The 23,126-nt window shown below is 68.1% G+C and carries 22 protein-coding genes; 13 read left to right on the plus strand and 9 right to left on the minus strand.

Annotated elements, in window-relative coordinates; genetic code table 11:
• Positions 1-33 precede the first annotated feature (33 nt).
• Positions 34-1,317, plus strand: a complete 1,284-nt coding sequence (locus ABD768_RS35485; protein ID WP_344848174.1) for a class I SAM-dependent methyltransferase — start codon at positions 34-36, stop codon at positions 1,315-1,317.
• Positions 1,318-1,478: 161 nt separating this feature from the next.
• On the opposite strand, the gene ABD768_RS35490 is transcribed toward ABD768_RS35485, so the two are convergent.
• Complete coding sequence (locus tag ABD768_RS35490; RefSeq protein WP_343981167.1) at positions 1,479-1,943, minus strand: RDD family protein; 465 nt, start codon at positions 1,941-1,943, stop codon at positions 1,479-1,481.
• 168 nt (positions 1,944-2,111) lie between these two features.
• Here ABD768_RS35490 and glnA point away from each other — a divergent pair, with 168 nt between their 5' ends.
• From glnA to ABD768_RS35525, 7 genes are all read left to right on the plus strand, one after another.
• Positions 2,112-3,536, plus strand: coding sequence for a type I glutamate--ammonia ligase (gene glnA / locus ABD768_RS35495; RefSeq protein WP_343981169.1), 1,425 nt, complete (start codon positions 2,112-2,114; stop codon positions 3,534-3,536).
• A 112-nt stretch (positions 3,537-3,648) separates the two neighbouring features.
• Positions 3,649-4,707: an LLM class flavin-dependent oxidoreductase gene (locus ABD768_RS35500; RefSeq protein ID WP_344848178.1), complete on the plus strand. Its 1,059-nt coding sequence runs from the start codon at positions 3,649-3,651 to the stop codon at positions 4,705-4,707.
• A gap of 37 nt (positions 4,708-4,744) precedes the next feature.
• Positions 4,745-6,262 carry a hypothetical protein gene (locus ABD768_RS35505; protein ID WP_344848180.1) on the plus strand — a complete coding sequence of 506 codons (1,518 nt, stop codon included), beginning with the start codon at positions 4,745-4,747 and terminating at the stop codon, positions 6,260-6,262.
• Between the two features lie 160 nt (positions 6,263-6,422).
• Complete coding sequence (locus ABD768_RS35510) at positions 6,423-7,415, plus strand: peptidoglycan recognition protein family protein (protein ID WP_344848182.1); 993 nt, start codon at positions 6,423-6,425, stop codon at positions 7,413-7,415.
• 393 nt (positions 7,416-7,808) lie between these two features.
• Positions 7,809-10,043: an RICIN domain-containing protein gene (locus ABD768_RS35515; protein WP_344848184.1), complete on the plus strand. Its 2,235-nt coding sequence runs from the start codon at positions 7,809-7,811 to the stop codon at positions 10,041-10,043.
• A gap of 122 nt (positions 10,044-10,165) precedes the next feature.
• Positions 10,166-10,468, plus strand: coding sequence for a nucleoside triphosphate pyrophosphohydrolase family protein (locus ABD768_RS35520; protein ID WP_344848186.1), 303 nt, complete (start codon positions 10,166-10,168; stop codon positions 10,466-10,468).
• An 18-nt stretch (positions 10,469-10,486) separates the two neighbouring features.
• Complete coding sequence (locus ABD768_RS35525) at positions 10,487-10,924, plus strand: hypothetical protein (protein ID WP_344848187.1); 438 nt, start codon at positions 10,487-10,489, stop codon at positions 10,922-10,924.
• Here the strand turns inward: ABD768_RS35525 and ABD768_RS35530 are convergent.
• Genes ABD768_RS35530 through ABD768_RS35550 form a run of 5 tightly spaced genes read right to left on the minus strand, consistent with a single transcriptional unit; the run spans position 10,917 to position 14,695 of the window.
• The gene (locus ABD768_RS35530; protein WP_344848189.1) at positions 10,917-11,477 is read right to left on the minus strand and encodes an HAAS signaling domain-containing protein; all 561 of its coding nucleotides are present in this window, start codon (positions 11,475-11,477) and stop codon (positions 10,917-10,919) included. The two genes, ABD768_RS35525 and ABD768_RS35530, sit on opposite strands and share 8 nt — an antisense overlap.
• Positions 11,474-11,815: a PadR family transcriptional regulator gene (locus ABD768_RS35535; RefSeq protein WP_343981191.1), complete on the minus strand. Its 342-nt coding sequence runs from the start codon at positions 11,813-11,815 to the stop codon at positions 11,474-11,476. Before ABD768_RS35535 ends, ABD768_RS35530 begins: the two co-directional genes overlap by 4 nt.
• A 50-nt stretch (positions 11,816-11,865) precedes the next feature.
• Positions 11,866-13,413, minus strand: coding sequence for a DUF6297 family protein (locus ABD768_RS35540; RefSeq protein WP_344848192.1), 1,548 nt, complete (start codon positions 13,411-13,413; stop codon positions 11,866-11,868).
• Positions 13,410-14,051, minus strand: a complete 642-nt coding sequence (locus ABD768_RS35545; RefSeq protein WP_344848194.1) for an ABC transporter ATP-binding protein — start codon at positions 14,049-14,051, stop codon at positions 13,410-13,412. Before ABD768_RS35545 ends, ABD768_RS35540 begins: the two co-directional genes overlap by 4 nt.
• Positions 14,048-14,695, minus strand: coding sequence for an O-methyltransferase (locus ABD768_RS35550; protein WP_344848196.1), 648 nt, complete (start codon positions 14,693-14,695; stop codon positions 14,048-14,050). The genes ABD768_RS35545 and ABD768_RS35550 overlap by 4 nt, the downstream gene beginning before the upstream one ends.
• Positions 14,696-14,803: 108 nt before the next feature.
• Between ABD768_RS35550 and ABD768_RS35555 the strand changes: the two genes are divergently transcribed.
• Positions 14,804-15,784, plus strand: a complete 981-nt coding sequence (locus ABD768_RS35555; RefSeq protein WP_344848198.1) for a carbohydrate kinase family protein — start codon at positions 14,804-14,806, stop codon at positions 15,782-15,784.
• On the opposite strand, the gene ABD768_RS35560 is transcribed toward ABD768_RS35555, so the two are convergent.
• Positions 15,771-16,193 (minus strand): ester cyclase, encoded by a 423-nt coding sequence (locus ABD768_RS35560; protein ID WP_344848200.1) that lies wholly within the window; start codon positions 16,191-16,193, stop codon positions 15,771-15,773. The two genes, ABD768_RS35555 and ABD768_RS35560, sit on opposite strands and share 14 nt — an antisense overlap.
• Positions 16,194-16,271: 78 nt before the next feature.
• Between ABD768_RS35560 and ABD768_RS35565 the strand changes: the two genes are divergently transcribed.
• Genes ABD768_RS35565 through ABD768_RS35580 form a run of 4 tightly spaced genes read left to right on the plus strand, consistent with a single transcriptional unit; the run spans position 16,272 to position 18,974 of the window.
• The gene (locus ABD768_RS35565) at positions 16,272-16,868 is read left to right on the plus strand and encodes a TetR/AcrR family transcriptional regulator (RefSeq protein ID WP_344848203.1); all 597 of its coding nucleotides are present in this window, start codon (positions 16,272-16,274) and stop codon (positions 16,866-16,868) included.
• Positions 16,869-16,922: 54 nt separating this feature from the next.
• Positions 16,923-17,783 (plus strand): aldo/keto reductase, encoded by an 861-nt coding sequence (locus ABD768_RS35570; protein WP_344848205.1) that lies wholly within the window; start codon positions 16,923-16,925, stop codon positions 17,781-17,783.
• The gene (locus tag ABD768_RS35575; protein WP_344848206.1) at positions 17,783-18,406 is read left to right on the plus strand and encodes an SDR family NAD(P)-dependent oxidoreductase; all 624 of its coding nucleotides are present in this window, start codon (positions 17,783-17,785) and stop codon (positions 18,404-18,406) included. The genes ABD768_RS35570 and ABD768_RS35575 overlap by 1 nt, the downstream gene beginning before the upstream one ends.
• On the plus strand, positions 18,399-18,974 hold the full coding sequence (locus ABD768_RS35580; RefSeq protein ID WP_344848207.1) for a TetR/AcrR family transcriptional regulator: 576 nt from the start codon (positions 18,399-18,401) through the stop codon (positions 18,972-18,974). The genes ABD768_RS35575 and ABD768_RS35580 overlap by 8 nt, the downstream gene beginning before the upstream one ends.
• Positions 18,975-19,003: 29 nt before the next feature.
• On the opposite strand, the gene ABD768_RS35585 is transcribed toward ABD768_RS35580, so the two are convergent.
• Both ABD768_RS35585 and ABD768_RS35590 read right to left on the minus strand, forming a co-directional pair.
• On the minus strand, positions 19,004-21,529 hold the full coding sequence (locus ABD768_RS35585) for a polynucleotide kinase-phosphatase (protein ID WP_344848208.1): 2,526 nt from the start codon (positions 21,527-21,529) through the stop codon (positions 19,004-19,006).
• Entirely contained in the window at positions 21,529-23,043 is a 1,515-nt protein-coding gene (locus ABD768_RS35590; protein WP_344848209.1) for a 3' terminal RNA ribose 2'-O-methyltransferase Hen1, read from the minus strand. The genes ABD768_RS35585 and ABD768_RS35590 overlap by 1 nt, the downstream gene beginning before the upstream one ends.
• Positions 23,044-23,126: the final 83 nt, after the last annotated feature.

Raw genomic sequence — 23,126 nt, forward strand, 5'->3', positions numbered from 1 at the left:
CAGGGACGGGATGAGAAACCAGGGGTAGAGCTGATGACCGATCTGTACACCGCTGTGCACGAGCCGGCGGTGGAGACGTGGCCGTCCCTGGCGGCCCCGCGCTCCAATCCGGTACGCCGGGCCGGCGCGCACGCCGCCTTGCGCTTCATCGCGCGGGACCTGCCGGCCACCATCACGCTCGACAACCGCAGCTACGGCCTCGGTGGCCCGGCGATGCGGGTGCACCGTACGGGCCCGTTCCTGGACCGGCTCGGTCACGACGCGGGCTCCGGTTTCGGCGAGGCGTATCTGGCCGGCGACTGGGACCCGGAGCCGGGCACCGATCTGGCCGATCTGCTGCTGCCGTTCGCGCAGCGGTTCAGCTCCGAGCAGGACCGCCACCTGCTGCCGAAGTGGGCGCAGTCGCTGCGCTGGCTGGTGACGCGCTCGCAGCCGTCCGACCAGGAGAACGACCGGGCCGGCGCGCGGGAGAACATCAGCCGCCACTACGACCTGAGCAACGCGATGTTCAGCGAGTTCCTCGATCCGTCGCTGACGTACTCCGCGGCGCTGTTCGATCAGCAACCCGAGTCGGACCTGGCGACGGCGTCGTACGACGAACTGTCCAACGCCCAGCTCCGCAAGCTCGACGCGATCCTCGACGCGGCCGGCGTGGTCTCGGGATCGCGGGTGCTCGACATCGGCTGCGGCTGGGCGAGCCTGGCGATCCGCGCGGCCCAGCGCGGCGCCTGGGTGACGGCCATCACGATCGCCTCGCAGCAGGCGCTGCTCGCCCAGCGCCGGATCGCCGACGCCGGGGTGAGCGACCGGGTCCAGGTCGCGTTGCGTGACTACCGCGACCAGATCGGGGTCTTCGACGCGGTCCTGAGCGTGGAGATGATCGAGGCGGTCGGCGAGAAGTACTGGCCGGTGTACTTCGACGCGATCGAGCGGCGGCTCGCGCCGGGCGGCAAGGCCGTCATCCAGGCGATCGTGATGCCGCACGACCGGATGCTCGCCACCCGCAACACCTTCACCTGGGTGCAGAAGTACATCTTCCCCGGCGGCCTGATCCCGTCCGTCGACGTGATCGAGCAGGTGACCGCCCAGCACACCGGCCTGCAGGCCGAGGTGCTGCGGCACATGGGCATGGACTATGCCCGCACCCTCCGGATCTGGCGCAACCGCTTCATCGAGCACTGGCCGGCCATCGCCGACCTCGGCTTCGACGCGACCTTCCGCCGGATGTGGGAGTTCTACCTCGCGTACTCCGAGGCGGGCTTCCGGGCCGGCTACCTCGACGACGTACAGATCCTGTTGACCAAGCGGTTCGGCTAGTGCGCCGTGTCGGAAGTTGCGTTAGCGATAGCGGTGGTCAGGTGCGTGCCTCGCGGTGGCGCAGGGAAGGCCTCGATGTTCTTCCATCGTGGTCTTTCCTGCGCTGCCGCGAGGTGCGTGCCTGGGCGCCGGTAGCGCAACGGAACTTCTGACACGGCGCACTAGCGCCGGACGACGATCGTGCCGGCGGCCAGGTCGTGCAGGCCGCGGTGGTCCTTGTCGAAGACGACGGCCGGAAGTACCAGGCAGAGCAGGAGAGTGCGGATCGCGCCGCCCAGGAGGCCTACCTGGGCGGCGTAGCCCTCGCCGCCCGGCTTGGTACGGATCACTCGCAGGCCGAGCAGGCGGTGGCCGATGGTCGAGCCGGCCAGGCCGACCAGGATCGCTGACATGGCGAAGAAGATCACCAGCTGGGCGGTGTTGAAGTCGTTGCCACCGGCCCAGATGGGTTTGCCGACCACCGCGGAGGCGATCAGGCCGGCCACCAGCCAGTCGGCGAACAGGGCGGCGAGGCGGCGGCCCCAGCCCGCGACGGAGCCCTGACCGGCCTCCGGCAGGCCCAGCCGGTTGCCCGGATATCGGAAATCTCCGGTGGGTCCTGCCCCGGATTGCGCAGATGATGCCATGATGACCAGGCTAGTGCGGCGGTTGAGGATCTCACTCCCCGCCCGCCCCCTACCAGTGGGTCAGCGCGGACACGCTGGGCGTAACATCCGCGAAACACTGGGGTCACGACCGAGTAATCGGCAGGGCCTACGTTCAGATGAATCTCTGAGCCACCCCGAGGAGTATGTATGTTTTCCAGCGCTGAGGAGCTGCTCGCCTACGTCAAGGACGAGGGCGTCGTGTTCATCGATGTCCGGTTCTGTGACCTGCCGGGCATCATGCAGCACTTCACCGTCCCGGTCGGGTCCTTCGGTCCGGAGGTCTTCGAAGACGGCCTCCAGTTCGACGGTTCGTCGATCCGGGGCTTCCAGCAGATCCACGAGTCGGACATGTCCCTGCTGCCCGACCCGACGACGGCGTATCTCGACCCGTTCCGTGCGGACAAGACGCTCATCATCAACTTCTTCGTCCACGACCCGCTGACGGGTGAGGCCTACAGCCGCGACCCGCGCAACATCGCCCGCAAGGCGCAGGAGTACCTGAAGTCGACCGGCATCGCCGACACCGCCTTCTTCGCGCCCGAGGCCGAGTTCTACGTCTTCGACGACGTGCGGTTCGAGACCAAGCAGAACGAGAGCTACTACCACATCGACTCCGTCGCCGGCGCCTGGAACACCGGCCGGGTCGAGGAGGGTGGCAACCGCGGCTACAAGGTCCGGTACAAGGGTGGGTACTTCCCCGCGCCGCCGGTCGACCACTTCGCCGACCTGCGCAACGACATCACCAAGCACCTCGAGACCAGCGGGCTGACCGTCGAGCGCGCCCACCACGAGGTCGGCACCGCGGGCCAGGCGGAGATCAACTACCGCTTCGACACGCTGCTCACCGCGGCCGACGACCTGATGAAGTTCAAGTACATCGTCAAGAACACCGCCTGGGAGGCCGGCAAGACCGCGACCTTCATGCCGAAGCCGATCTTCGGCGACAACGGCTCGGGCATGCACTGCCACCAGTCGCTGTGGAGCAACGGCGACCCGCTGTTCTACGACGAGTCCGGCTACGGCGGCCTGTCCGACGTCGCCCGCTGGTACATCGGCGGCATCCTCAAGCACGCGCCGTCGCTGCTGGCCTTCACCAACCCGACGGTGAACTCGTACCACCGCCTGGTGCCGGGCTTCGAGGCGCCGGTCAACCTGGTCTACTCGCAGCGCAACCGTTCGGCCTGCATCCGGATCCCGATCACCGGGTCCAACCCGAAGGCCAAGCGGATCGAGTTCCGCTGCCCCGACCCGTCGTCCAACCCGTACCTGGCCTTCTCGGCCCAGCTGCTGGCCGGTATCGACGGCATCCGCAACAAGATCGAGCCCGCGGACCCGATCGACAAGGACCTGTACGAGCTGCCGCCGGAGGAGCACTCCTCGGTCGCGCAGGTCCCCACCTCGCTGCCGGCCGTGATCGACTCGCTCGAGGCCGACCACGAGTTCCTGCTCGAGGGTGACGTCTTCACCGGCGACCTGATCGAGACCTGGATCGACTTCAAGCGCGAGAACGAGATCGCCCCGATCGCGCTCCGCCCCCACCCGCACGAGTTCGAGCTGTACTACGACGTCTGAGTTCCACCTGATCGACGCTCCGAGCCCACCCGCATCGCGCGGGTGGGCTCGTTGCGTTCTCAGGCCCTGAGACGGCTAAGGGGAGTAAGTTCAGTGAAATAGTCTTGTTTGTATGAGCCTCGAGACGTTGTGGTACATCCCGAATCAGGTGGAGCCCGGGCATCGTGGGGACGATGCGGTGCAGGATCACAACAGTCTGGATCGGCTGACTGAGTTGGCTGAGCTGACTGAGCGGCACGGGTGGGGCGGGGCGTTGCTGGGGACCGGGTGGGGGCGGCCGGATACGTTGACGGTTGCTACTGCGTTGGCGGCTCGGACGTCTACTTTCCAGCCGCTGGTGGCGATTCGGCCGGGGTACTGGCAGCCGGCGCATTTCGCGTCGGCGTCGTCGACGCTGGATGAGTTGTCGGGTGGGCGGCTGCTGGTCAACATCGTGTCGGGGCAGGACAATCTGGCGGCGTACGGGGACAGCGAGGGTGATCAGGCACAGCGCTACGGGCGTACTCGCGAGTTCTTGCAGCTGGTTCGGCGGCTGTGGACGGAGGAGGACGTCACCTTCGCGGGTGAGTACTTCTCGGTCACGGGATCGACGGTCGCCACCAGGCCGGTCGCTCGCGAGGGCCGGCCGCATCCTCGGCTGTACTTCGGTGGCGCATCGCCCGCCGCCGAACGCGTCGCGGCGACCGATGCCGACGTACAGCTCTTCTGGGGTGAGCCGTTGGACGGAATCGCCGAGCGGATCGACCGGCTGAAGGGGCTGACCGCCGAGCTGGGCCGGGAGCACGCGCCGCTCGAATTCGGTCTGCGTATCACCACCCTGGTCCGCGACACCACCGACCAGGCGTGGGCCGATGCCGAGGCCAAGGTCGCCAAGATGGCCGAGTCCAGCACCTATCGCGATGAGCGCCGCTTCAAGGCAGTAGGCCAGCAACGCCTCCTCGAGCTGGCGGACCGCGGCGAGGTGCTCGACGACATCCTCTACACGGCCCCCGGCAGGTACGGCGGCGGTGGCGCCGGTACGACGTGGCTCGTCGGCTCCGCCCAGGACGTCGCCAAGGCGCTCCGCAAGTACCAGGACCTCGGCATCACGCACTTCATCCTCAGCGACACGCCCTACCGCGAGGAGATCATCCGGATCGGCGACCAATTGCTTCCACTGCTGTCGAATTGATGCTCGGCGTAAGCCCCACTTGTGATCTCCTAACCGGGTGCTCCTGACAGTACTGCGAACGCTGGGCGGCGGTCCGTACGCCGAAGTCGGCCGGCCGACTGTTTCCGCGAGCAGCCCGGACGGCGAGCGGGTCGCCATCGCCGGCGAACTCGGTTCGCTCTACTGGCCAGGCGACGCGACCCTCACCGGCACACGCGGTCACCGTCTCGGCGTCTACCGCGACGGCTCCTGCGAGTGGTTGGTGCAGCCCAGGTGGCCGGTCCGATCGCTGGCGTTCCATCCCGGACTCCCGTTGCTCGCGATCGGCATCGGCAGCTACGACGGCGGCTTCTCCTTCGAAGGCGACCTGCTCCTGCTCGACCTCGGCACCGGGAAGGTGATCGAGGCGCTCGGTCGCAACGGCCGCGAAATCCGGCAGGTCGGGTGGGCCGACACCCACACCCTGCGCGTGCTGGTCGCGCCACTCGACGATGACGAGCTCGACGAGAAGGCGCACACGCATTCGTATCCGATGGAGATCACCGGCGACGACTGGACGGCGTGGCCGCGGATCGAGTTGCCGCACACGGCCGACTCGATGGTCGAGTACCCGACGCCTCCCCTCGACCAGACGCTGACCGAGTTCGAGTGGAGCGGCAGGACTCACGTCTGGGCGGTCGAGTGTCTGGACGACGGGCGGGTGCTGGCCGCGCTCGAGAGCCGGGAGCTCGAGTGCTGGGGCGTCGACGGTGAGCTGGAGTGGGAGATCGCCGAGGGGTCCAGCGGGCGGCAGATTGCGGTGTCCGCGGACGGGCTGACCGCTTGGGTGAACTCCGAATGGCCGGACGACTTCGGCACCTCCAGGGATCTGGTGCTGCTCGCCACCGGACAGATCATCGAGGAGGTCGAGTTCGACGGCGCGACGACGATGACGAGTTCGCTCGGCTGGATCGCACTGCGCGGTACCGCGCCGAAGCCGGGCCGGCTGACCCTGGTCGACGCGTTCGGAGATGTTGCCGAGGGCCCCGAACTGACCGGGTTCGACCCGGCCAACCATCCGTTCGCGATCCGCCGCGCCACCGAACTCCTTTTCCTGCAAGGCGATGAGGACAAGCCCTGGCGCAACAAGTGGGTCGTCGCTGTCGATCCCTACGCCTTGACGGTCCGCCGTCTGTTCCCGCTCGACTGGCAAGGATCACGACAGCTCTTCGGTGGTCCGGGCGTCATGCTCGAAGACGACCTCGTCCACGCCGGCACGGTCTACGACAGCAGCGGACTCCAGCCCGGTGGGTCGTTCGTCGTACGCCGGGCGCTCGCCGACGGTTCGGCGTACTGGGTGTTCACGACCGACTCCCCCGCCACCGCGATCGGCGAACTCAACGGCGTCCTGTACGTCGGCTACGCCAACGGCGACCTGGTCGCCCTCGACGCAGCCCTCGGCAACGTCCGCTGGCGCACCCGCTTCACCCTCGACGGCCAACCCGCGATACCACTGAGCCTCGCCACCGCAGCACCAAATCGATTGGTTATCGGCACCACCGACGGCCGGATTGCGGACTGCCGGGTCAGACGCTGACCGATCGGGCAATGGTGCTCGACTGGGTGGGCGATTGATGGGTAGGTTCCCTGAGGGTTTGAAGCCGGAGTACGGTGGATATCACCGAAAGTAGGGGAACCGCCACTCCCTGTCGCCGGAGGGGTGGGACTCGCACCGCCACATGCTGTAAGGAGTCCCGATGGTCGACTACCTCCCACGTTCTGCGTGGGGTGCCCGAGCGCCCAAACCAGGGCCCGGCAACCTGCTCGCCTCGCGGGTGCGGGGCGTCGCGATCCACTGGCCAGGGACCGGTACTACGACGCCCATCCACAGTCAGGCCTCGGTCGCGTCCGCGTTGCGCGGCTGGCAGGCGTTCCACATGGACGATCGCGGCTGGTCCGACATCGCATACCAGGTCGCCGTCGATCAATCCGGCCGGGCCTGGACGTTGCGCGGTCTGCGCGAACAGTCCGGCGCCAACGGCGACGTCGCCGTCAACCAGCAGTACGGCGCGATCCTGCTGGTGCTCGTCACCGGCGAGCAGCCGACGGCCGCGATGAAGGCGACCACGCGCGCCGTCGTCGCCGACTTCCGCCGGCTCTACCCCCGCGGTACGACGATCGTGCCGCACTCCGCGATCCGCCCCGACCCGACCGACTGCCCAGGACCGGCCGCACGCGCCGCCATCACCCGTGGGGACTTCAACCCCGACGGCTCATCGGAGGACGAGATGACTCCCGCCCAGATGCAGGAACTGAAGAACTTCATCGAGGCCCGCACCCAGGCCTACGCGCTCTGGGTGCAGAAGCAACTGTCCCGCCAGGTCGAGGAGGTGGGCAAGAAGTACGCCCTCGACATCAAGAACTTCGAGCGGCAGACCGACGGCCCCGACGCCGCCCGGGCCGCTGCCGCCGTCTGGGCCACCCAGCCCAAACCCACCGACAACCCCACCGGCCCCTCGGACCCGAAGGACCCCACCGATCCCACCGACCCGGTCGACCCGACGGACCCCACCGACCCGGTCGACCCGGCGGACCCCAGCGACCCGACGGACCCCGCCGACCCGAACGATCCGGGCGGCCCCAAGGACCCGACCGAGCCCGAGGACCCGAAGGACTCGGCCGGGCTCGTGCTCGACCCGTTCCCCCCGTTGCCGCCCCCTACGCCGGCCACCCCCACTCCGGAGAACTGACCGGCAACCCACCACCTGACCGTCAAACCCACCACTTGACCGGCGCACCCACCACTTGGTGTTCAAGCCCACCACTGGTGGGCTTGAACACCTTGGCGTGGCCTTGAACACCAACGGGCGACCTTGAACAAGCTATTTCGTGTTCAAGGTCGCCCTTTCGTGTTCAAGGTCGCCCTTCGGTGTTCAAGGTTGCCCTTCGGTGTTCACGGTCGCCCTTAGGTGTTCACGGTCGCCCTTCGGTGGTCGCGGTCGCCGGTTCTGTACCGGGAGCGGTTCCGGATCTCGGGGTTACTTAGGCTGACTCTTGAATTAAGTAGGGAAGTTAGCTTTCCTTAGGGAGCGCAGCGTTTGAATGCGCATTCCCGCCCCCCGAAAACTGCATCAGGAGAGTCGATGACTCCAGGAGACGCCCCACTCCGCCTTCCCCCGCGAACCCGCCGGTTCGCCGCGATCGCCGCGGCTCTGGTGGCCGCGGTAGTCGCAACAGGTCTGACCGTTGCCAACTCCAACGACGCCAGCGCCGCCATCTCGCCGACCGGCTGGAACACGGTCGTCAGCAAGAACAGCAGCAAGTGCGTCGACGCCCGGGCAGCCGCCACCGCCAACGGCACGGCGGTGCAGCAGCAGGCCTGCAACAGCAGCACCGCCCAGCAGTGGCAGTTCCAGCCGACGACCAACGAGTACGTCCGGGTCAACGCGCTCAACAACGCGGCCCAGGCGCTCGACGTCACCAACGTCTCCACCGCGGACAGCGCGCCGATCCAGCTGTGGTCGTACAGCAACGGACTCAACCAGCAGTGGCTACCCGTCGAGGAATCGGACGGCGCGTACCACCTCGTCAACCGCAACAGCGGCAAGTGCCTCGACGTACCGGGCGCTTCGACCGCTGACGGACTCCAGCTGCAGCAGTACACCTGCAACGGGACCGCTGCCCAATCGTTCAGGATCAACCCCGTGGACGGCACTCCCCCGACCGACCCGCCCGCGGGTCAGCCCGACTTCGGCCCGAACGTGTCGGTCTTCGACCCGTCGATGTCGCAGAGCAGCATCCAGAACAAGCTCAACTCGGTCTTCAGCCAGCAGGAGCAGAACCAGTTCGGCGAGCAGCGGGTCGCGCTGCTGTTCAAGCCCGGCACGTACAACGTGAGCGCCAACGTCGGCTTCTACACCCAGGTCGCCGGTCTCGGCCTGACGCCGGACAGCGTCAACATCAACGGCGCGGTGCACGTCGAGGCCGACTGGTTCCCGCCGCAGAACGCGACCCAGAACTTCTGGCGCGGCGCCGAGGGCCTGACCATCACCCCGCCCGGTGGGCTCGACCGCTGGGCCGTTTCGCAGGCAGCGTCGTACCGGCGTAACCACCTCAAGGGCAACCTCGCGCTGGACGACGGCGGCTGGGCCAGCGGCGGCTTCATGGCCGACACGCTGGTCGACGGGCAGGTCCGTTCCGGCAGCCAGCAGCAGTGGATCTCCCGGAACACCAACTGGGGCAGCTGGACCGGGCAGAACTGGAACATGGTCTTCGTCGGCGCGCAGAACGCACCGGCCGGCACCTTCCCGGACCCGCCGTACACCAAGGTCGCGCAGACCCCGGTGGTCCGCGAGAAGCCGTACCTGTACGTCGATGCCGCGGGCAACTACCAGGTCTTCGTCCCGGCGCTGAAGTCGAACTCGGCCGGACCCGGCTGGGTCGGCGGCAACCCCGCCGGTCAGTCGCTGCCGATCAGCCAGTTCTACATCGCCAAGCAGGGCGACTCCGCGGCGACGATCAACGCGCAGCTCGCGGCCGGCAAGGATCTCCTGTTCACGCCGGGCGTCTACCGGCTCAGTGACACCCTGCGGATCAACCGCGCCAACACCGTCGTCCTCGGCCTCGGCCTGGCGACGCTGATGCCGACCAGCGGGACGCAGTCGATCACCATCGCCGATGTCGACGGCGTGAAGGTCGCCGGCCTGCTGATCGACGCGGCGCCGACCAACTCGCCGTTGCTGATGGAGATCGGCCCGGCCGGGTCGTCGGCGAACCACTCGGCGAACCCGACCTCGCTGCACGACGTGTACTTCCGGATCGGCGGCGCGGCCGTCGGCAAGGCGACCGAGACGCTGCGGATCAACAGCAACAACGTGATCATCGACCACACCTGGCTGTGGCGCGGTGACCACACGTACGGCGTCGGCTGGAACTCGAACACCGCGGCGACCGGGTTGGTCGTCAACGGCAACGACGTGACGGCGTACGGGTTGTTCGTCGAGCACTACCAGAAGTACCAGACGATCTGGAACGGGAACGGGGGCCGGACGTACTTCTACCAGAACGAGATGCCGTACGACCCGCCGAACCAGGCCGCCTGGATGAACGGCTCGACCCGCGGCTACGCGGCGTACAAGGTGGCCGACTCGGTCACCACCCACGAGGCGTGGGGCCTGGGCAGCTACTGCGTCTTCAACGACGACCCGAGCATCGTGGCCGACCGGGCCTTCGAAGTCCCGAACAAACCCGGCGTCAAGTTCCACTCGATGGTGACCGTCTCGCTCGGCGGCAAGGGCACCATCTCCCACGTCATCAACAACACCGGCGGCCCCTCCAACTCCGCCAACAACAAGGCGCAGGTAACCAGCTACCCCTGACGCCCGACCGGACTAGGGTCCGGCCGCGATCTGCCCCGCGGCCGGCCCCTACCACTCAACGCCCTGCAGCTGTCAGGGGCGGCAGGGCGTTGAGTGTCGGCCCCACCTGCTTGGCTGGTGCCGTGGAGATCACCGAACTGTCAGACCGCCTGGAGAAGTTGTCAGCCCGCTACGCCGAGCACGTCGGCTTCGACCGAACCGGCGACTGGTTCCTGCTGAAACTCCAGGAAGAAGTCGGCGAGCTGACCCAGGCCTACCTGCAGGTCACCGGCCGAGCCCGCACCAAGGGCAGCTCGCCCGACGAGATCCGCGACGCCTTCCAGCTGGAGTTCGCCGATGTGTTCTGCCAGCTACTCCTGCTGGCCCGCCACTGCGATGTCGACGTACCGGCTGCGATCGAGCGTAAGTGGCTCTCGCACGAGTGAGCTGACAGGGTTGCGGGCATGGAGATCACTGCCGGTTTTTTCGCCCTCGGCGGCGTCGCTCTGACCGCTCTGCTCGGCGAGCTTCGCGGGTGGCGCGAGACTCGGGTCAAGCAGACGACCGAGCTGAACACCTTGCGGCGCGAGACCTATATCCGCGCTCTGCACGATGTGGAGGCGGTGTCGGCCAGCCTCGGGCTGTGGTCCGGGACGGTGCCGGGGCCCGAGGAGGTCGAGACGGTCAGCGCGGCGCCGTTCTTCGCCGCGCTGACCAAGGCCTACGAGTCGCTCAACGAGGTACGGCTGCTGGGTGGGGATCAGCGGCCGGCGCTGGCGATGATGGACGTACTGCGGACCTTTCGCAATCAGGTCGAGTCGGGCGAGCGCGAAGTACCCAGCGCCGGCGTCCAGCGCAATGCCATGCTCGTCGCCTTCCGCAACGACCTCGGCCTCAGCTAGCCGCTCGGCCGCGGCGGGGTTGGGCGTTTCTGAAGAGCATGGAGATGGTTGCGGTTTGGGTGACGAAGATGATGGTCCAGCCGGTCCATGCCAGCCAGGAGGGCATGTCGTTCGGGATGAAGTGCTCCAGCAGGAAACCGATGAAGGCGTAGCCGAAGGGCCAGATGAGGGTGCCCAGGCACTTCTCGTTACGGGTCCAGCGGTCGGAGGTCCAGAGCAGCACGACCCCGATCACCCAACCGAACAGGAAGACGAGGCCGCCGAGGGCCAGCAGCAGCAACGCCGTCGCGTCGCGGCGGCGCAGGCGCGGCTCGTCGACCAGGACCAGGCCGTCGGTGGCGGCCAGGACTATTTCTTCCGGGGTGCCGAGCCGGGCGAGCATGTCGCGGATCTCGGGCTCGGTGACGGCACCCTCGGCGCGGGCCTCGGCGATGTGAGCGGTGACCTCGGCGATCAGGTCGGTACGCCGTGCCTCCGGCAGCGGCTCGGCCTCTTCGGTCAACCGGCGCAGGTAGTCGTCCACCAAGCGGTCCGCGTCGTTCTGCACGTTCATCCCTGTCTCCCTCGCCCCAGTACGGTGTCGACCGAGTTCCGGAACCGCTCCCAGTCGGCGGCGAACGCAGCCAGCGCCAACCGCCCTTCACCAGTGCTCTTGTAGTACCGCCGCGGCGGCCCGGACCCCGACTCACGCCAGGTGGTCTCCACCAGCCCCTCCCGCCGCAATCGCGCCAGCAGCGGGTAGATGGTCCCTTCGGTGGTGACCAGCCCGTCGACCTCGCCGAGCTCCTTGACCAGCTCGAACCCGTAGCGCTCCTCCCCCTGCAGCAACGCGAGCACGCAGAACTCGAGCGTCCCGCGGCGCAGCTGGGTGAAGACCTTCTCCGCTACCATGCGATACAAGGTACCTGCGTACGCCAGTAACCGCAAAGCGCGGCCGGCGCTCAGTTCTGTTTCGGGGGGATCGCGAAGAGCAGCATGAGAATGATCGCCGGGACGACGATGATCCAGGTGCTGCTGAGCCCGAGCAGCACGGGCGCCAGGCAGATCAGCAGCAAATCGAAGCCGCGCATCGGGGTGGAGAAGAGCCCGGGCGGAATGGCACCCATCGGCGAAGCGACCAGAGGTCCGCTGTACGACGGCGGCCGGGCCGACGCCTGGCGAACCGCACCCGTGAGCATCCCGGCCGCAACAGCAAACGCCACCGCAGGACTCCCCAACGCAGGCTCAGCCAGCGCAGCCCACACCACCGCAAACCCACCCGGTACGAACGCCATGATCACCCGCAACTCGCGCAACTCGAACCCGAGCGCCCGTACCAGCCCAGCGGACCGGCATACCGACCGCAGCCCGTCCATCAACGGCCGCACCGCCCCAAAGCCGGCCAGCCCCGCAGCAATCGGCACCAGTACGTCGTACCCGGTACCGGCGACCGCATAAGGCACCACCAGCAAAGCAAAGGCGATCACCAGCCGCCGCGGCCACCGCAGTACCCGCAGGAACTCCCGGTGGATCATGGCGACCGCATTGGCCCCGCGCCCACGCCGGGACTTCAGCCGCCCCTTCAACCGCCAGTGCCGCCCAGCAACCACATCAGCCAGCAAGCTGACATCCAACGTGATCGCAGCGCCGGCAAGCCCAGCCAGCAGGTCTCCCCCGGCAATCACCGTCTGGCGACTAAGTCGCCCCAGCGTCCGCCCAGCAAGAACCACCAGCACCACCGCGACAACCAGTGCCAACGCGCCGATCACCAGCAGCCGCGCGTCCAATGCTGCGGACGAAGACACCTCGTCCGGGCTCAGCACCCCAAGGCCCAGAGTCGGCTGACCTCCAGCCGTTGGCTCTTTGCGGAGCGCCAGCAGGAGCGCAGGGACAGCAGCAACAACTAGTAGCCCGTCGGCGATCCAGATGGCCCAGCGAGAGCGCTTGGCCGTCTGCTGTGCCCAGACCGTCGCGCAGGTCGTGAAGAGCAGCAGCACCGTCGTCAACACGGCTGCCTCACCCACGGTCGACCAGGCAGCGCCGAAGAGCGCCCACCCGATCACCGCCGCCCCAGCGCCAACAACGGCGGCCACCACAACCACCAGCCGGTACGACGGCCGCAGCAGCGCCCCACGGTCGACAGGTGTCGCCAGCATCCAGAACCCGGTCGCCCGGGATGCCGACACCGGCCCAATGCTCAACAGCACCCGCAGCATCGTCGACACCAGCAACGGCACCAGGATGTAAGGCACGGTGTCGAGCAACCAGGAGCAGGATCCCGACGTACAGGCTGCTGACTTGTCGTTGAGGTTGACCAGGACGTTGCCGCCGGTCGCGCCGAGCATGGCGACGGCGAAGACGATCACGTAGATGTCCTCGAGCTGCTGCCAGACCGTACGGTCCGCCTTGCCCCGGCGGACCTTCCGCATCCACTTGCGCAGCGACCGCGACGACGGGATCGCGCCGAAGTCGGCGGGGTCGAAGACGACCGGGCCGTCCGCCGTGCTCATGCGAGCGGGGTGAGCGTGACGGTCTCGTCGGCGACGGCGGCCACCAGCGCCGCGTCGTGACTGGCGAACAGGATCGACGTACCGCGCTTCTTCTCCGCGAGCAGCATCTCCCCCAGCCAGGCAACGCCCGCCGAGTCCAGCCGCGCCTCCGGCTCGTCGAGCACCAGCAGCTTGCGCGGCCGGACCAGCGCCGTCGCCAGCGCGAGCCGCCGCCGCTGACCCGATGACAGTGAGCCAGGCAACTGGTCGGCAGCACCGAGCAGGCCGACATCATCGAGCACCGTGTCGACCAGGTCCTCCGGCGTCCCGTTGCCGTGCGCCCGGGCCAGCAGGTCCAGGTGCTCGGCGGCGGTCAGGTCCGGGAAGAAGTCGAGGTCGTCGAGCAGCGACGCCACATCCCGGCGTACCACCTCGGCACGCTCGTCGATCGGCGACCCGTCCAGCAGGATCTGCCCAGCGGCGGGCTCGGCCGAGCCGACGATGCACTTGAGTACGGTCGTCTTGCCCGCGCCGTTGGGGCCGACCAGGGCGATCGCCCGGCCGGCCCGCAGGGTGAAGGTGAGGTCCTCGATCACCGGACGTTCGGCGTACAGGTGCCGAAGGCCCTTGACGGCCAACCGGGGTGCGGCCTTCGTCACCGCTTCCGGACCAGGGTGAGGCCGTCGCCGATGCCGAGGATGACCACGTCGACCCGCTCGTCGGCCGCGATGTGCGCGTTGAACTCCTTGCGGTCGACCGGGTCGTCCTCGCCCGTGTGCTCGCCGACCACCCGGCCACCGGCCAGCGTGTTGTCGAACAGCAGGATCCCGTTGGGCCGGATCTTCGGGACGAGCTGCTCGAAGTAGTCGGTGTAGCCCGGCTTCTCGGCGTCCACGAAGGCCAGGTCGAACTCGCCCTCGAGCTTGGCGGCCGACTCGTGCGCGTCGCCGATCCGCAGGTCGATCTTGTCCGCGACCCCGGCCCGCTCCCAGTACCGGCGCCCGATCGAGGTCCACTCGTCACTCACGTCGAGGCAGATCAGCTCGCCGTCGGCGGGCAGCCCGCGGGAGATCGCCAGCGCCGAGAATCCGGTGAAGGTGCCGATCTCGACCGCGCGCCGGGCCCCCACCAGCCGGGTCAGCGTGGTCAGCAGCCCCGCCTGATCCGGGGTGGTGAGCATCTCCGAGACGCCGCCGAGCGCGTTGGTCTCGGCGACCAGGTCGCTCGCGATCTCGTCCAGCGGCATCCCGTGCGCGACCATGTACTCGTGCAGTTCGTCGGTGACCAGAACCTGACTACCCATCGAAACCCGCCATCCTGAATGTCGTCGTGATCTCGGCTACAGCGCTCGGCTGTAGTCTCTATCGGGTTGCCCAGCCGCCCGACACCACCCCTCCGAGGAGACCTCCGTATGCGTATCGCCGTCGCCGGATCGATCGCGACCGACATCCTGATGACGTTCCCCGGACGCTTCAAGGACCAGTTCCTCGAAGAGCAGATGCACAAGGTATCGCTGTCGTTCCTGGTCGATGAGCTGGTGGTGCACCGCGGTGGGGTGGCAGCCAACATCTGCTACGGGATGGCCCAGCTCGGCCAGCCCTCGCTGCTGGTCGGCTCGGTCGGCGCGGACTTCACGGAGTACGGCGAAGCACTGGCCCGGGCCGGCGTGGACATCTCGCACGTCCGGATCTGCCAGAACGTGCACACCGCGCGCTTCACCTGTACTACGGACCTGGACGCCAACCAGATCGCGTCCTTCTACACGGGCGCGATGGCCGAGTCGCGGGAGATCGACCTGGCCGCGATCCATGCCGCGACCGGTGGTGTCGACCTGGTCCTGGTCGGCGCCGACGACCCGGACGGCATGCTGCGGCACACCAAGCTGGCCAAGGCGAACGGGATCGACGTCGCCGCCGACCCCTCGCAGCAGCTGGCCCGGATGGACGGCGAGCAGATCCGCGAGCTGATCGACGGCGCGACGTACCTGTTCAGCAACGAGTACGAGTCGGGCCTGATGGTCCAGAAGACCGGCTGGAGCCACGACGAGATCCTGTCCCGGGTGGGTGTCCGGGTCACCACGCACGGCGGCGACGGCGTCGTGATCGAGAACTCCGGCGGCATCCTGGCCAAGGTCCCCGCCGTCCCCGCGCCCGGCCTGGTCGACCCGACCGGCGGCGGCGACGCCTTCCGGGCCGGCTACCTGACCGGTCGCACGACCGGCCTCGACCACGAAGCGGCCGCCCAGATCGGCTGCACCCTGGCCACCACGGTCCTCGAGACGGTCGGCACCCAGGAGTACACCCTGGACCGCCCCGCCTTCCTCGCCCGCCTCGCCTCGGCGTACGGCGAAGAAGCCGCCGCCACCGCGGCAAGCACCCTCAAACTCGGCTGAGCCGGTCCAAACCACCGGTCTGCGCCAGCAACGCGAACCGATCCGGGCATCCCCAGTGCTCGACGATGACGCCGTTCTCGATGCGGGCGACCTCGAAGAGCGGGATGTCGATCGGGGCGTTGCTGGGCGGCCCGAAGAAGCCACCGGTGGCGGTTCCACGCGCCCGCCCGCGTAGCCACACCTTGTCGCCGGCGACGATCGAGTCCTCCACCGTGTAGACGATGTCCGGCATCATCGCGTGCACGTCCCGGATCGCGGCCTTCACGTGCTCCCGCGCCTCCTCGCCGCGCCCGGCCAGGCCGAACTGGTGCTCGACCAGGTCCGGCGAACACACCTCGTCGACGACGTCCGGATTCCCCGCCGCGAACCCCTCGTGCAGGATCCGCTCCAGCGCCTCGAAACCTGTCATGACTCCCCCTTGGTTGATTGCACTTATCGTGCACTCGCTGCAGTGTAACTGCACTGAACACATTGATAGTGTGCCCACATGGCCGAATCCGTCAAGACCTATCGCCAGGAGCAGGCGGAGCTGACCCGCGTCCGGATCGCCGAGGCGGCCCGCAAACTGTTCGCGGACGCCGGGTACGGCGCGACGAGCATCGACGCGATCGCCAAGGAGGCCGGGGTGGCCACCCGGACCGTCTACTCGGCCTTCGGCACCAAGCGGGAGATCCTGTCGCTGATCTGTGACCGCTGGCTCGAGCAGGCCGGCGCCCGGCAGTTGGCCGGCGAGGTGCTGCAGGAGACCGACCCGGCCGCCAAGCTGCGCAAAGCCGCGCACTGGTTGACGAATCTGTACTCCGCCGGCTTCGACGTCGTGCTGATCTTCGAGGCCGCGACCGACGAGAGCGCCGAGACCCGGGCCCTGCTGCGCGCGAAGCTGGCCGGGCGCAACGAGGTGATGGACGCGATCATCGCGTCACTGGAGTCCAGCCTGGCGATCCCGCTGAAGCAGGCCCAGGCCGTCTATCGCGCGCTGGCCGCGCCAGGCGTCTATCGGGAGCTGGTCGACGAGTCCGGCTGGACCGAGGCCGAGTTCGAGCAGTGGGTGAGCGAATCTCTGCAGCGCCAGCTCCTTGCGTGACGCCGACCCCGCGCTAGGGTGAACTGTACGTTCAGTTCACTTAGGAGATTGATCATGACCGAAGCAGTCGCAGCGGCGTCCGGTGAGTTCACGATCGGCGGCGACCTGACCGTTCGCCGGCTCGGATACGGCACCATGCAGCTCCCCGGCCCCGGAGTCTGGGGCGAGTCGCGCGATCCCGACGAGGCCGTGCGGGTGCTACGCCGCGCGGTCGAGCTCGGCGTCAACTTCATCGACACCGCCGACGCGTACGGCCCGTTCACCGCGGACCTGCTGCTCAAGAAGGCCCTCCACCCGTACGCCGATGACCTGGTGATCGCCACCAAGGCCGGGTTCACCCGCCAGGGCCCCGGCGCCTGGTCGCCCGTCGGCCGGCCGGCGTACCTGCGCCAGGCCGTCGAGCTGAGCCTGCGCCACCTCGGGCTCGAGCGGATCGACCTCCTCCAGCTGCACCGGATCGACCCAGAGGTCCCGGTCGCGGACCAGGTCGGCGAGCTGGCCGCCCTGCAGTCCGAGGGCAAGATCCGGCACATCGGCCTGTCCCAGGTCAGCGTCGACGAGCTGGAGGAAGCCGCCAAGACGGCGACCATCGTGTCAGTACAGAACCTGTACAACCTCAGCCAGCGCGACGACGAGCCGGTGCTGGAGTACGCCGAGAAGAACAATCTCGCGTTCATCCCGTGGTTCCCGCTGGCCACCGGCGAGCTCGCCAAGCCGGGCGGCCCGCTCGACGCGATCGCCAAGCAGCACCAGGCGAGCCCGTCGCAGCTCGCGCTGGCCTGGCTGCTCAAGCGCTCGCCCGTCGTGCTGCCGATCCCGGGCACCTCTTCGGTCGCGCACCTCGAGGACAACGTCGCCGCCGCCAAGCTCGAGCTGACCGACGAGGAGTTCGCGAAGCTGACGGCAGCGGTCTGATGAGCGTCTGGTTCGTCACCGGCGCGTCGCGCGGATTCGGCGCCGAGCTGGTCAAGGAAGCAGTTGCGCGAGGCAATCAAGTGGTTGCCACCGCGCGGCGCCCGGACGATATCCCTGACCAGCAAGGGGTTCTGCGGCTCACGCTCGACGTGACCGACGAGGCGCAGGCTCGGGCCGCGGTCGACGCCGCGGTACAGGAGTTCGGCCGGATCGATGTCGTCGTCAACAACGCCGGCCGTGGGTTGCTCGGTGCTGTCGAGGAGGCGAGCGACGAGGCCGCGCGGGCGGTCTTCGACACCAACGTCTTCGGCGTGCCGGGCCTGTTCCGGACCGACTTCCTGGATGGGTCGAGCCTGCATCGCGCAGACGGCGAGATCGCCGACTATGCGGAGACGGCCGGCGCGATGCGTCAGATCGCCACCGAAGGGAACCACGCCCAGCCGGGCGATCCGGCCAAGGCGGCGGCCGCGATCGTCGCCCTGACCGAGGCGGCCGACCCGCCGCTGCGGATCCAGCTCGGCGCCGACTCGGTCGGGCGGGTCGAGGCCAAGCTCGATCAGGTCCGGTCGGAGCTGGAGCAGTGGCGCAAGGTCTCGGTCGGTACGGATCACGACGATGCCTGAGCAGTCGTCGCACCCGCGCAGTCTGCGGGCGATGGATTCGGTGCTCGGGGCAACTACTGAGCTGCTCTCCGAGGGTGGGTTGCCGGCGGCGACGGTCGATGCGATCAGTGCCCGGTCCGGGGTGAGCAAAGCGACCATCTACAAGCACTGGCCGTGCCGGACGGCGATCGCGGCGGAGGCGTTCGGCAAGCAGATGGCGGCGGCGATCCCCCTTCCCGACAAGGGGAATGCGGCTTCGGATCTGGCCGAGCAGGTTCGCCGGGTGAGCGCGTTCTACGCCGGGCCGCAGGGGACGATCTTCGCTCAGTTGCTTGCGGCGTCGGTTGCTGATCCTGCTGCCTCGCCGTACTTCCGGGAGTACTTCCTGGACAAGCGGCGGGAGGCCGTCGCCGAGCTGTGGCAGCGGGCGCTCGACCGCGGCGAGGTCAAGCCGGAGATCAGCGCGGAGACCGCGACCGACGTACTGTTCGGTCCACTGATCTTCCGGCTGATGTCCGGGCACGCACCCCTGACACCGGAGGAGGCCGACAGGATCTCGTCGGCCGCCCTCGGCGGGCTACTCGTGTAGCGCCCTCGGCTCTAGCGCTCATGCCGGCGCTAGAGCCGAGGGTCCACGGGTTCGGATTCGAGGGCGAGGACGGCGAAGACGCATTCGTGGATGCGCCAGAGCGGCTCGCCCCGGGCGGCTCGTTCCAGCGCCTCCAGACCGACGGCGTACTCGCGGAGCGCGAGCGACCGCTTGTGCCCGAGCTTGCGGTCGCGCAGCCGGCTGAAGTTCTCCGGCTCGGTGTAGTCCGGGCCGTAGATGATCCGCAGATACTCCTGCCCACGAACCTTCAACCCCGGCTGTGCCAACCCCTTAGCCGTCCGGACGAGGTTTGCCGCAGGCTTCACCACCATGCCCTCGCCACCGGCTCCGGTCAGCTCCTCCCACCACTTGATCCCCGCATCCCACGACTCGAGATCGACGAACAGCCGTCGAGTCGCGGTGATGAGAGAGGGGCCTGCGGCAACCATCCGGTCGGCCAGCGCGAGATGCCACGCATGCGGCTTGTCCTGGTACGTCGCTCCTTCGGACGCCAACAACTGGAACGGCGCCAACCGGACGCCGTCCAGCCCCTCAGTCGGCCAGCAGTAGCGTCGGTATGCCTCGGTGAAGCGGTCCGCGTTCGCCGTACGACGCTTGGTCCGTTCGAGCATCTCTCCCACGTCGAGCCCTGCTGCAGCAGCCGATTCGAGCGCGGCCGTTGCGGCGGGCAACGACGATCGAGCGGCCGCGCCGACTGCGGCGTACTGGTTGCGCAGGAGGTCGCCCGCCTTGGCGCTCCATGGCAGCAGCTCGGCATCGAGTAGCAGCCAGGAGGTGTCCAGCTCCTCGAACAGGCCGGCCGCTTCGGCGACCTCGCGCAACCTACCGAGCAGGTCGTCGGTGAGGGCTGGGTCGAAGAAGGAGCGGCCGGTTCGGGTGTGCACGGCGCCGCGTCCGGCGAGACCGAAGCGCTTCTCGGCGACGTCGTCGTCGCGGGTCAGCAGGACGACGGCACGCGAGCCCATGTGCTTCTCCTCGCACACCAACTCGGTGACACCCTGGCCTTTGTACGCCTCGAAGGCCTGGGCCGGATGCTCCAGCAGGCCGGGCACCGGTGAGGTCGCGACCGGGCTCATCGTCGGCGGCAGGTAGAGCAGGAAGCGCGGGTCGATCGCGAACCGGCTCATCACCTCCAGCGCGGCACCGGCCTGCTCGGCGCGGACGCTGATCCGGCCGTGGGTCGCGGTCTCGATCACTCGCCGGCCGACGACGTCGGTGATGTCGAGGACGTCGGGCTCTCGCTCAGGGGCGGACGGTACGTGGAGCGGTTTTGCGGGTTTGTAGTACTGCTCGGCCGCTTCGATCTGGACGAGTTCGCGCTCGGGATAGCGCAGGGCGGTCAGTGAGCCGCCGAACACGCAACCGGTGTCGAGGCAGATCGTGTTGTTGATCCACTCCGGCTCCGGGGTCGGCGTGTGGCCGTAGACGACCATGGCGCGGCCGCGGTACTCGTTGGCCCAGGGGTAGCGGATCGGCAGGCCGAATTCGTCGGTCTCGCCGGTCGTTTCGCCGTACAGGCAGAAGGAACGGACGCGGCCGGAGGTCCTGCCGTGCATCCGCTCGATCAGGCCGGCGTGCGAGACGACGAGGTTGCCGGCGTCGAAGACGTAGTGCGAGATGAGGCCGTCCATGAAGGTGGCGACCTCGGCGCGGAACTCCTCGGACTCCTCGGCGAGCTGCTCCAGCGACTCGGCGAGGCCGTGGTTGACACGGACCTTCTTGCCCTGCATCGAGCGGAGCAGCTTGGCCTCGTGGTTGCCCGTCACGCAGTACGCGTGGCCGGTTCTGACCATGCCCATGACGAGTCGCAGTACGCCGGGGGTGTCCGGGCCGCGGTCGACGAGGTCGCCGACGAAGATCGCTTTTCTGGTGGGGTGGCTCGCGTCGACTGGGCGGCCTTCGGGGTCGCGGGTGATCGTGTAGCCGAGGGTGGTGAGCAACTGCTCGAGTTCGGCGCGGCAGCCGTGGATGTCGCCGACGATGTCGAACGGGCCGGTCTGGTCGGTCAGATCATTGAAGAGCCTGGTGCGTTCGATGCTGACGGCATCGATCTCCTCGACGCTCGACAGCGTCTGGACGGTCCGGAATCCCTCGCGCTTAAGGCTTTTCAGCCCACGGCGGAGCTGCGACCGCTGCCGCTCTACGACCTTCTTGCCGAACTGACGGTCGGGCCTCTGCTCGTTGCGCGCAACACAAACCTGCTCCGGCGGATCGAGCACGATCGCCACCGGCAACACGTCATGCTCCTTCGCGAGCGCGATCAGCTCCTTCCGCGCCTCAGGCTGCACGTTCGTCGCGTCGATCACCGTCAACCGCCCCGCCGCGAGCCTCTTCCCCGCAATGAAATGCAACACCTCGAAGGCGTCCTTGGTCGCCGCCTGGTCATTCTCATCGTCCGAAACCAGACCCCGGCAGACATCACTGGAGATGACTTCAGTCCCGAGGAAGTGCTTCCGGGCAAACGTCGACTTCCCCGACCCGCTGGCCCCCACCAACACCACAAGACTCAACGCCGGCACCGCGATGCTCACCATCACACCTCCTCCTTCTTCCGGAAAACCGCCAGCTGAGTAGGCGCCCCGACCACGTCATCCACCGGTCCCACCGGCCGGAACTCAACCCCATACCCGTACGCCGCACCCACCCCAGCAGCCCACTCCCCAAACTCCCCGCGAGTCCACTCGAACCGATGGTCCGGATGCCGGAACGCTCCCGCCCTCAATTTCTCGAACCGCACGTTGTACTCCGCATTAGGCGTAGTAACCACCACAGCCTGAGGTTTCGCGGCTCCGAAAACAGCCTGAGCCAAGGCCGGCAGCCGAGGCGGATCCACATGCTCGACCACCTCCATCAGCACCGCGGCATCCAATCCCGTCAGCCGCTCATCGGCATACGTCACCGAAGACTGGAACAACCGCAACCGCTCCCGCTGCCGATCCGACATCTCCCCCACCCGCAACCGCTTCTCCGCAAACCCCAACGCCCGCGAGGAGACGTCAGTCGCCACCACCAGGTCATACCTGCCGTCCTTCAGCAGTTCACCGACGAGCACCCCCTCACCACACCCAAGATCACCAACCCGGTGCCCGCCGATCTCCCGCAGCACCTCCAACACCGTCGCCCGCCGCTGCACAGCAAGCGACGGAGTAGAGGCAGAGCCGCCACCGAATAGCGCGCTGCTGCCGGAAGCAGCGGCGAATGGCGCGCTGCTGCCCGACGCGGCGGCGAGTGCTGATGGCGGCGAGGCGGGGAGGTTGTCGCCGTGTTCGGCGGCGGACTCGTCCGGTAGGAGTTCGCCGTCGGCTTCGGTGAGGCGTTCCAGGGCGGTGTCGGTGAGGGTTCGGCTGTGGGCTAGGTAGCGACGGGAGATCAGGTCCTTGTCGGGGTGGGAGCTGAGCCAGCCTTCGCCGGCTCGGAGGAGTTTTTCGATTTCTTCGGTGTCTACCCAGTAGTGCTTGGCGTCGTCGAGGACCGGCATGAGGACGTAGAGGTGGTTCAGGGCGTCGGCTAGGCGGACAGTCCCGGTCAGGTGGAGGTTTATGTAGCGGGAGTCGCCCCAGGCGGGGATTGCCGGGTCTAGGGGGATGGGGCGGGCGTCTACCGTCCAGCCGAGGGGGCTGAAGAAGCGTTCGGCCAGTGGGGCGCCGCCTCGGCAGGGGAGGGCGGGGATGTGGATTTCGAGCGGGATGGCGCTGGCAGCCAGCGACGGGCGGGCGTCGCAGCGGCCGTTCATGGCGGTGCGGAAGAGTTTGCCGAGAGCGACCGCGAGCAGGCTCGACGCGGCGTACGGGCGGTCGTTGACGTACTGGCCGAGGGTGAAGCCCTCAGCCGGCCGGCCGCGGCCGGAGCGCACCAGGGCGATCGGGTCGACCTCGAGCAGCACCGCCGCGGTGCAGCGTTCCGCCGTCGCCTCCGGGTACAGCACGTGCGCCGTCCCACCGGCGACCTCCAAGGACTGAGGTCGCGCCGGATTCTTGTGCAACAGGAATCCGAGATCGGTCGCGGGAACTTCGGGCGCCGGGGAACGCAGGGCGATGGTCAGGAACACCTCCGCATTCGATCACGCCGCACGGCCATCAATCGCCTGAATTGTTGACCGGACAGGATCGAAGAATGAGACACGCCCACTGA

This window comes from Kribbella ginsengisoli (assembly GCF_039537185.1).
Lineage (GTDB): Bacteria > Actinomycetota > Actinomycetes > Propionibacteriales > Kribbellaceae > Kribbella > Kribbella koreensis.

Excerpts from the sequence above, each read along its gene's own strand:
- ABD768_RS35565 (WP_344848203.1), top strand. The coding sequence starts at position 16,272 with ATGGCCGAATCCGTCAAGACCTATCGCCAGGAGCAGGCGGAGCTGACC.
- ABD768_RS35515 (WP_344848184.1), top strand. The coding sequence starts at position 7,809 with ATGACTCCAGGAGACGCCCCACTCCGCCTTCCCCCGCGAACCCGCCGG.
- ABD768_RS35540 (WP_344848192.1), bottom strand. The coding sequence starts at position 13,413 with ATGAGCACGGCGGACGGCCCGGTCGTCTTCGACCCCGCCGACTTCGGC.
- ABD768_RS35500 (WP_344848178.1), top strand. The coding sequence starts at position 3,649 with ATGAGCCTCGAGACGTTGTGGTACATCCCGAATCAGGTGGAGCCCGGG.
- ABD768_RS35575 (WP_344848206.1), top strand. The coding sequence starts at position 17,783 with ATGAGCGTCTGGTTCGTCACCGGCGCGTCGCGCGGATTCGGCGCCGAG.
- ABD768_RS35525 (WP_344848187.1), top strand. The coding sequence starts at position 10,487 with ATGGAGATCACTGCCGGTTTTTTCGCCCTCGGCGGCGTCGCTCTGACC.
- ABD768_RS35535 (WP_343981191.1), bottom strand. The coding sequence starts at position 11,815 with ATGGTAGCGGAGAAGGTCTTCACCCAGCTGCGCCGCGGGACGCTCGAG.
- ABD768_RS35580 (WP_344848207.1), top strand. The coding sequence starts at position 18,399 with ATGCCTGAGCAGTCGTCGCACCCGCGCAGTCTGCGGGCGATGGATTCG.
- ABD768_RS35485 (WP_344848174.1), top strand. The coding sequence starts at position 34 with ATGACCGATCTGTACACCGCTGTGCACGAGCCGGCGGTGGAGACGTGG.
- glnA (WP_343981169.1), top strand. The coding sequence starts at position 2,112 with ATGTTTTCCAGCGCTGAGGAGCTGCTCGCCTACGTCAAGGACGAGGGC.
- ABD768_RS35550 (WP_344848196.1), bottom strand. The coding sequence starts at position 14,695 with ATGGGTAGTCAGGTTCTGGTCACCGACGAACTGCACGAGTACATGGTC.
- ABD768_RS35570 (WP_344848205.1), top strand. The coding sequence starts at position 16,923 with ATGACCGAAGCAGTCGCAGCGGCGTCCGGTGAGTTCACGATCGGCGGC.
- ABD768_RS35555 (WP_344848198.1), top strand. The coding sequence starts at position 14,804 with ATGCGTATCGCCGTCGCCGGATCGATCGCGACCGACATCCTGATGACG.
- ABD768_RS35530 (WP_344848189.1), bottom strand. The coding sequence starts at position 11,477 with ATGAACGTGCAGAACGACGCGGACCGCTTGGTGGACGACTACCTGCGC.
- ABD768_RS35585 (WP_344848208.1), bottom strand. The coding sequence starts at position 21,529 with ATGGTGAGCATCGCGGTGCCGGCGTTGAGTCTTGTGGTGTTGGTGGGG.
- ABD768_RS35510 (WP_344848182.1), top strand. The coding sequence starts at position 6,423 with ATGGTCGACTACCTCCCACGTTCTGCGTGGGGTGCCCGAGCGCCCAAA.
- ABD768_RS35490 (WP_343981167.1), bottom strand. The coding sequence starts at position 1,943 with ATGGCATCATCTGCGCAATCCGGGGCAGGACCCACCGGAGATTTCCGA.
- ABD768_RS35560 (WP_344848200.1), bottom strand. The coding sequence starts at position 16,193 with ATGACAGGTTTCGAGGCGCTGGAGCGGATCCTGCACGAGGGGTTCGCG.